Consider the following 7,603-nt stretch of genomic DNA (forward strand, 5'->3'; position numbering starts at 1 on the left):
CCCGCCTCCCGTGAAGCGCAAGTCCCTGATGGGCACCCGCCCCTGGGTGGCACTGGTCTTCCTGCTGCCCGCGCTGGTGCTGCTCGGCTCGCTGGTGCTGTACCCGATCGGGTACACGATCCAGCGCAGCCTCTTCGACGCGGACAACTCGGCGTTCGTCGGCCTGAAGAACTTCGGCGAGGTCTTCACCGACCACAGCAATCTGACGGCCGTCAAGAACAACGCGATCTGGGTGGTCATCGCCCCGGTGGTGGCCACCGCGCTGGGCCTGATCTTCGCGGTGCTGACCGAACGGGTCTCCTGGGGCACGGCCTTCAAGCTCGTCGTCTTCATGCCGATGGCGATCTCGATGCTGGCGGCCGGCATCATCTTCCGGCTGGTCTACGAGAACGACCCGGACCGCGGCGTCGCCAACGCGGTCGTGGTCGGCATCCATGACACCTTCGCCGAGGCGTCCGCCTATCCGGGCGCCAGACCGCGTCCGAACGCCGATCTCGCACCGTCGGCAGGCGGCTCGTTCACCACCAAGGCGCAGGCGCAGCCGGGCACGGCGGCGGCGCTGCCGCTGATCGGCGTCCCGCAGAACAAGCTGCCGGGTGACACGCAGGACGCCAAGGCCGCCGCGCCGGCGGCGGACGGCGGTGTCTCGGGCACGGTGTGGCTGGACTTCAAGCCCGGTGGCGGCGGCACGACCGGCGCGATCGACCCGGGCGAGAAGGCGCTGCCCGGCGTCAAGGTCGAGGCGGTGAAGGACGGGAAGGTCGTCGCGTCGGCGAAGTCCGGGGACGACGGCACGTTCGCGCTGCCGGCCTCGGCGGCCGGCGCCCGGCTGCGGCTGCCCTCGTCCAACTTCGCCACCCAGTACAACGGGGTGGACTGGCTCGGTCCGAGCCTGGTCACGCCGTCGATCATCGTCTCGTACATCTGGATGTGGGCGGGCTTCGCGATGGTGCTGATCGCGGCCGGCCTGGCGGGCGTGCCGCGTGAACTGCTGGAGCAGGCACGGGTGGACGGCGCGAACGAGTGGCAGGTGTTCCGGAAGATCACCGTGCCGCTGCTGGCACCGGTGCTGGTGGTGGTCCTCATCACGCTGATGATCAACGTGCTGAAGATCTTCGACCTCGTCTACATCATCGCCCCGGGTGCCTCCCAGAGCGACGCCAACGTGCTCGCCCTGCAGCTGTACCTGAAGTCCTTCGGCGGCGGCAACGACCAGGGCGTCGGCAGTGCGATCGGCGTCCTTCTGCTGCTGCTCGTCCTGCCCGTGATGATCTTCAATATCCGGCGGCTGCGCAGAGAGGCACGACGATGAGCGCGATCGCGGCGAAACTCGCCTCCTGGGTCAGCGGAGGCGCGGTACGCGTCTTCCTCATCGTGGTCGCGCTCTTCTGGCTGCTGCCGACCATCGGTCTGCTGCTGTCCTCCTTGCGCGACCCCACGGACATCGCGGCGTCCGGCTGGTGGAAGGTCCTCAGCGCCCCCTCCCAGCTCACCGTCTCCAACTACAAGTCGCTGCTCAGCAACGACACCGTCGTCAACTCGCTGGTCAACACCATCCTGATCACCGTCCCCACCACGCTGCTCGTCGTCGTCATCGGCTCGCTGGCCGGCTACGCGTTCGCGTGGATGGACTTCCGGGGCCGCGACTGGTGGTTCCTGGCCGTGGTGGGCCTGCTGGTGGTCCCCATCCAGGTGGCGCTGATCCCGGTCGCCCAGCTCTTCGGGAAGATCGGCATCTTCGGCGACATCACCGGCGTCGTGCTCTTCCACACCGCCTTCGGCCTGCCGTTCGCGATCTTCCTACTGCGGAACTTCTTCGCCGAGATCCCGCGCGAACTGCTGGAGGCTGCGCGGCTGGACGGAGCCGGCGAGCTGCGGCTCTTCACCACCGTGATCATGCCGCTGGGCGGCCCCGCCATCGCCTCATTGGGCATCTTCCAGTTCCTGTGGGTGTGGAACGACATGCTGGTGGCGCTGATCTTCGCCGACAGCGACTCGCAGCCGATCACCGTCGCGCTGCAGCAGCAGGTCAGGCAGTTCGGCAGCAACATCGACATCCTCGCGCCGGGCGCGTTCGTGTCCATGGTCATCCCGCTCGTGGTGTTCTTCGCCTTCCAGCGGCAGTTCGTCTCGGGGGTGATGGCCGGCGCCGTGAAGTAGCCCGCGCCCACCCGCGGGAAGCTCACCCCTGGACGCCGTAACCAGATCACTCTCCGCGACGTTGCGCCCCATATAACGGGCACAGGCCGCGTACGTCATTGTTCATCCGATAACCGAGCAATCCTCGTGTGTACGCGGGCGCCCGTCCACAGCGCCCGCGTCAACACCTGGATGTCCCTTGCCCCGGTTCAGCGTCATCGTTCCCGCCTACAAGGTTCAGGCCTATCTGCACGCCTGCCTGGAATCCGTAACGACCCAGTCCTTCACCGACTTCGAGCTGATCGTGGTGAACGACGGCTCCCCGGACGGCAGCGGCGAGATCATCGACGAGTTCGCCGGCCGCGACCGCCGGATCACCGCCATCCACCTCCCCGAGAACGTCGGCCCCGGCCACGCCCGCAACGCCGGGCTGATCCGCGCCACCGGCAACTACCTGCTCTTCCTCGACGCCGACGACAGCCTCGCCCCCGGCTCCCTGCTGGCGATCACGGACCGCCTCAAGGAGACCGGCGGCCCCGACATCCTCGTCTTCGACTACGAGCGCACCTACTGGAACGGCGAGGCGCGGCGCAACGGCCTGGCCGGACACCTGAGCCAGACCGGGCCGGAGACGTTCACCCTCGGTGACCGCCCGGAACTGCTCCAGCTCCTCACCGTCGTCTGGAACAAGGCCTACCGCCGGGAGTTCGCCGAGCGGGTGGACCTCACCTTCCCGCCCGGCTACTACGAGGCCACCGCGTGGACGTACCCGGCGCTGCTGGCCGCCGGCACCATCGCCGTCCTGGACCAGGTGTGCGTCCGCTACCGGCAGCGCCGCCGCGGCACCGTCCTCGGCACCACCAGCCGCCGGCACTTCGACATCTTCAAGCAGTACGACCGGGTCTTCGCCTTCCTCGACAGCCATCCCCGGCTGGAGCACTGGCGGCCGGCCCTCTTCCGCCGGATGCTCGACCACCTCACCACCGTCTACAACTCCCCCGACCGGCTGCCGCGTTCATCGCGCGCCGACTACTTCAAGCGGTGCCGCGCCTACTACCGCCGGCACCGCCCGCGGGCCTTCCGCGCCCCCACCCCGTTCGGCCAGGCGGGGCTGCGCTACCTCCTGGTGCGCCTCGGGGCCCGCCGCGCCTTCCAGGCGCTCGGCGGCGTCCACCGGACACGGCTGCGGGCGCAGGCCCGGGTCGCCGCCCGGTACGGCCGGATCCGCGAGGCGGCGCTGCGGCTGCACTACCGCCTGCAGCGGCGCCGCGCCCTCGACCAGGAACTGGCGGTCTTCTCCGCGTACGGGGACCGGGGCTACGTCTGCAACCCGGCCGCGATCGAGACCCGGCTGCGCGAGCTGGCGCCGCACATCCGCACCGCCTGGGTCACCACCCCCGAGCACGCCCACACCCTGCCGCCCGGCGTACGCCGCCTGCAGCCGGGCTCGGCCGCGTTCTGGACGGCAATGGCCCGGGCCAAGTACCTGGTCACCAACGACGACCTGCACCCCCGCTACGCCAAGCGCGCCGGCCAGCTCACCCTCCAGACGCACCACGGCACCCCGCTCAAGCACATGGGCCTGGACCTGCGGGACTTCCCGGCCGCCGCGAGGTCGACGGACTTCGCACAGGTCCTCGCCCAGGCGGACCTCTGGGACTACAACCTGTCGTCCAGCCGGCACTCGAGCCTCACCTGGGAACGCGCCTACCCGTCCGGCTTCACCACCCTGGAGTACGGCCAGCCCCGCAACGACGTCTACCAGCGCGCCACCACCGACGACGTGCTGCGCATCCGCGCCGAACTGGGCATTCCGCGCGACTCCACGGCCGTGCTGTACGCACCCACCCACCGCGACTACCGCGCCGGATTCCACGCCGATCTCGACGTGGAAAGGATCGCCCGCGAACTTGGCCCCGGATTCACGGTCCTGATGCGCACACATCACCTCTACGACACCGGCGCCCAGCACGCTGCCGGACAGCCGGCCTTCCTCGATGTGTCCCGGCACCCGTCCGTCGAACAGCTGTGCCTGGCCTCGGACGTGCTGCTGACCGACTACTCGTCGCTGATGTTCGACTACGCCAATCTCGACCGGCCGATCGTCATCCATGCCGAGGACTGGGAGGTCTACCGTGCCTCGCGCGGAGCCTACTTCGACATCACCGCGCACCCGCCCGGCCTCCTCGCGCGCAGCGAGGACGAGTTGATCGACATCCTCGCGACCGACGCCTGGCGCGGGCCCCGCTCGGCCCAGCTGCGCGCCGCCTTCCGCGAACGCTTCTGCCCGTACGACGACGGATACGCCGCGGAGCGCGTCGTCCGCCGGCTGTTCCTGGAGAACCGCGGGGACACCCTCCCGTCGGTGATCCCGCTCCAGGACCGCCGCCCGGCGCCCGCCCCCGGCCATGTGCGCGCGCTGTCCAGCCGCCCGCACACCGGAACCCTCTCCGCCTCACTCGCGCCCAGCTGAACGGAACACCCATGGAAGCCCCCACCAAGCCCACCGAGCAGCTCCCCACCCCCACCGAACTGGCCGAGGTGAAGGGCTGGTTCTTCCCGGCCGACCAGCTGCTCTTCGACTGGCTGCTCAGCCGTCAGCAGGAGCGCACCGAACCGGGCGATCTGCTCGAAGTGGGCGTGTACATGGGCAAGAGCGCCATCTTCACGGGCTCCTACCGACGTGAGGGAGAGCGCTTCACCGTCTGCGACCTGTTCGACGCGCCCGCCGAGGACACCGACAACAGCGCGGAGATGGCCAGGTCGTACTCCACGCTCACCCGGCGGGCGTTCGAGGCGAACTACCTCTCCTTCCACGAGGAGCTGCCGACGGTCGTGCAGGGCCTGTCCTCGGTGGTGCCCGACCATGTCACCGCCGACAGCTGCCGGTTCGTCCACATCGACGCCTCGCACCTCTACGAGCACGTCCACGCGGACATCACCGATGCCCGGGACCTGCTGAAGGCGCACGGCGTGGTCGTCCTCGACGACTTCCGCGCCGAGCACTGCCCCGGCGTCGCCGCCGCGGCCTGGCAGGCCGTGACCACCGGCGGACTGCACGTCATCTGCATCACCGAGCGGAAGCTCTACGGCACCTGGGGCGACCCGGCGGCCGTGCGCGCCGAGCTGCTGACCTGGCTGGAGACCCGTGAGGACCTCTGGCACGAGGTGCAGAGCGTCGCCGGCGAACAGCTCATCCGCATCAACGGACGGAAGGCGGCCCTGCCGGCCCAGCCCGCCTCCCGCCACCAGGCCACCACCAAGACCCCGGCGGCCCCCGCGGTCAGCCCGGCACCGGCAACCGTGGCGCCCGCACCCGCGAAGCGCCGCCGCTCCCCGCTGCGGCGCTTCGCGGTGAACGTGCTGCCGCCGTTCATCACGAAGGCAGTGGTGAGCCGCCGCGGCTGACGAGCGGGGAGGGCAACACCACTTTCCGGGCGACTACGTTGGGCGATGGAACAGCTACGCTGTGTCGACCAGATCGCCACGCCGGGTCGAGCAGGCCCGGCGACGGGAGGGGACGGGGTCGTAGGCGCGGGGGTCCGAAATGCTGCCGTGTATGTGTGGGCCGCCAGGCCCACACATACACGATTTCGGACCCCGCGCCGGAGAGCCCGGCCCCGGCACCCGCACCCGGAAAGGCCCGAGCCGCCGTATGACGCCCCGACTGACCGTCGTCGTCCCCGTCCACAACGTCGAGCAGCACCTGGAGGAATGCCTCCGGTCGGTCGCGGAACAGACGCTGGACGCACTCGATGTGGTGATGGTCGACGTCACGGACGGGGACGCGGACCATGCCCCGGAGATCGCGCGGCGGTTCGCCGCGAACGACCGGCGCTTCCGGCTGGTACGAGCCGCGCGGCCGGACGCACGGGGCGTCGGTCACGCCCGCAACGCGGGCGCCAGGCAGGCGGATCCCCGCACCACGTACCTGGCCTTCCTCGACGGTGACGACACCCTCCCGCCCCGCACGTACGAAAAGCTGGTGACCCGGCTGGACCGCTCGGGCGCGGACCTCGCCACCACCGCCGCCGCACAAGTCACGACCACGGCGACCACCACCCACATCACCCGGGACGGCGCCCTCCTCGCGGACCGTTCGGCGACGAACAAGGTGTTCCGCCGCACCTTCTGGGACCGCCACGCCCTCACGTTCCCCGAAGACGTCCGCCACGAGGACGGCGCGGTCACGATCCCCGCGCACTTCCTCGCCGAGGCCGTCGACGTCCTGCCCGAGCGCGAGCGCGACCGGCACCAGCCCCACCCCCGCCCGGCGAACCGCCGCCGCACCGACGTCCAGGACCTGCGGGACCGCTTCGCGGCCGTCGACGGCGTCAGCCGTTTCCTCGCCGGCACGTCGACGTCCATGTCAGCGTCGACGCCAACGCACAAGCGGGAGGCGCTCAAGCGGGAGTACGACCGTTCCATCCTCTCCGGTGACCTGCTGGACTGCGCCGGGGCGCTGCCGATGGCAGGCCCCGAGTACCGCGAGGTCTTCATGGACCGCGCCCGGGACTTCCTCGCCCGCGTCGACCCCTCCCTCCACGGGGAACTCCCGGTCGGGCTGCGGATCACGTGCCACCTCATCCGCGAGGGCCGGCTCGACGACCTGCTCGCCGCGCTCGCGCACGAGGAGCGCAACCACGCCGGCTTCACCGTCGCGGGCCCCCCGCTCCGCAGGCGCGCCGAGATCCCCGACGGCGCGCGCGCCGGTGGCACGATCCGGCTGCCGTACGACGTGGCCGCGCTCTCCGCGGCCGACCTCCCCGTACGGTCCCGCCTGCTGGAAACGCGCTGGCAGGACGGCAAGCTCGTCCTCAGGGGCTATGCGTACATCCAGAACCTGGACGCCTCCGCGAAGCGCAGGTCGCTCAAGACCGCGGTCCTGACGTCGGGCCGCCGCAAACTCCTGGTCCCGCTGCGTACCGTGCCGGTCCCGGAGGCCACGGACGCCTCGCGGCAGGAGCAGCACTGCTACGACTGGTCCGGCTTCGAGATCACCGTCGACCCCAAGCGGCTGCGGCGCGGCGGCCGGTGGACCGCGGGCCGGTGGCGGCTGGGCGTCACCGTGGCGACCTCCGGCGTCGTCAGGACCACCGAGGTGCACGCCGGGGACACCGGCTCCGGCGCCTCACCGGTGCCGCATCCGCTGGGCGACGGGCTGCGCCTCGTCCCCTGCTTCGAGGACGGCCGGCTGCGGCTGTCGGTCGAACCGGTCGAGGTCCGGCTGACCGGCCACCACGCAGTGGACGACGACACCGTCGAAGTGCTCGCCGTCAACAGCGGCACGGAGCAGCCGCGGACCCTGCTCCTGACCCACCGCGCCTCCGGGGCGTTCCTCGAATACCCCGCCGTCTGCCGGCCGGCCGGCTCCGCCGGAAAGCCCGGAAGCGTCGTCACCGCCCGGTTCTCCCTCGCCGACCTGGCGACCGCCCGCGCCACCGCCACCACTCCAGCCCCCGCC

5 protein-coding genes are annotated in these 7,603 nt (G+C 70.9%); all 5 read left to right on the forward strand.

Features of this window, described 5'->3' with window-relative positions:
* Positions 1–28 precede the first annotated feature (28 nt).
* Positions 29–1,312: a carbohydrate ABC transporter permease gene (locus tag O3W51_RS40670; protein ID WP_198358591.1), complete on the forward strand. Its 1,284-nt coding sequence runs from the start codon at positions 29–31 to the stop codon at positions 1,310–1,312.
* Positions 1,309–2,160 (forward strand): carbohydrate ABC transporter permease, encoded by an 852-nt coding sequence (locus tag O3W51_RS40675; protein WP_138357593.1) that lies wholly within the window; start codon positions 1,309–1,311, stop codon positions 2,158–2,160. Before O3W51_RS40670 ends, O3W51_RS40675 begins: the two co-directional genes overlap by 4 nt.
* A gap of 178 nt (positions 2,161–2,338) precedes the next feature.
* Positions 2,339–4,612, forward strand: a complete 2,274-nt coding sequence (locus O3W51_RS40680) for a bifunctional glycosyltransferase/CDP-glycerol:glycerophosphate glycerophosphotransferase (RefSeq protein ID WP_269288833.1) — start codon at positions 2,339–2,341, stop codon at positions 4,610–4,612.
* Positions 4,613–4,623: 11 nt separating this feature from the next.
* Positions 4,624–5,547, forward strand: a complete 924-nt coding sequence (locus tag O3W51_RS40685; RefSeq protein WP_138357595.1) for a class I SAM-dependent methyltransferase — start codon at positions 4,624–4,626, stop codon at positions 5,545–5,547.
* Between the two features lie 247 nt (positions 5,548–5,794).
* The coding region (locus O3W51_RS40690) for a glycosyltransferase family 2 protein (RefSeq protein WP_269288835.1) at positions 5,795–7,603 on the forward strand (1,809 nt) is incomplete at its 3' end.

Source organism: Streptomyces sp. H39-C1 (assembly GCF_027158125.1).
Taxonomy (GTDB): Bacteria; Actinomycetota; Actinomycetes; order Streptomycetales; family Streptomycetaceae; genus Actinacidiphila; species Actinacidiphila fildesensis.

Coding starts and splice junctions, on each gene's coding strand:
- O3W51_RS40685 (WP_138357595.1), top strand. CDS start 4,624: ATGGAAGCCCCCACCAAGCCCACCGAGCAGCTCCCCACCCCCACCGAA.
- O3W51_RS40675 (WP_138357593.1), top strand. CDS start 1,309: ATGAGCGCGATCGCGGCGAAACTCGCCTCCTGGGTCAGCGGAGGCGCG.
- O3W51_RS40670 (WP_198358591.1), top strand. CDS start 29: ATGGGCACCCGCCCCTGGGTGGCACTGGTCTTCCTGCTGCCCGCGCTG.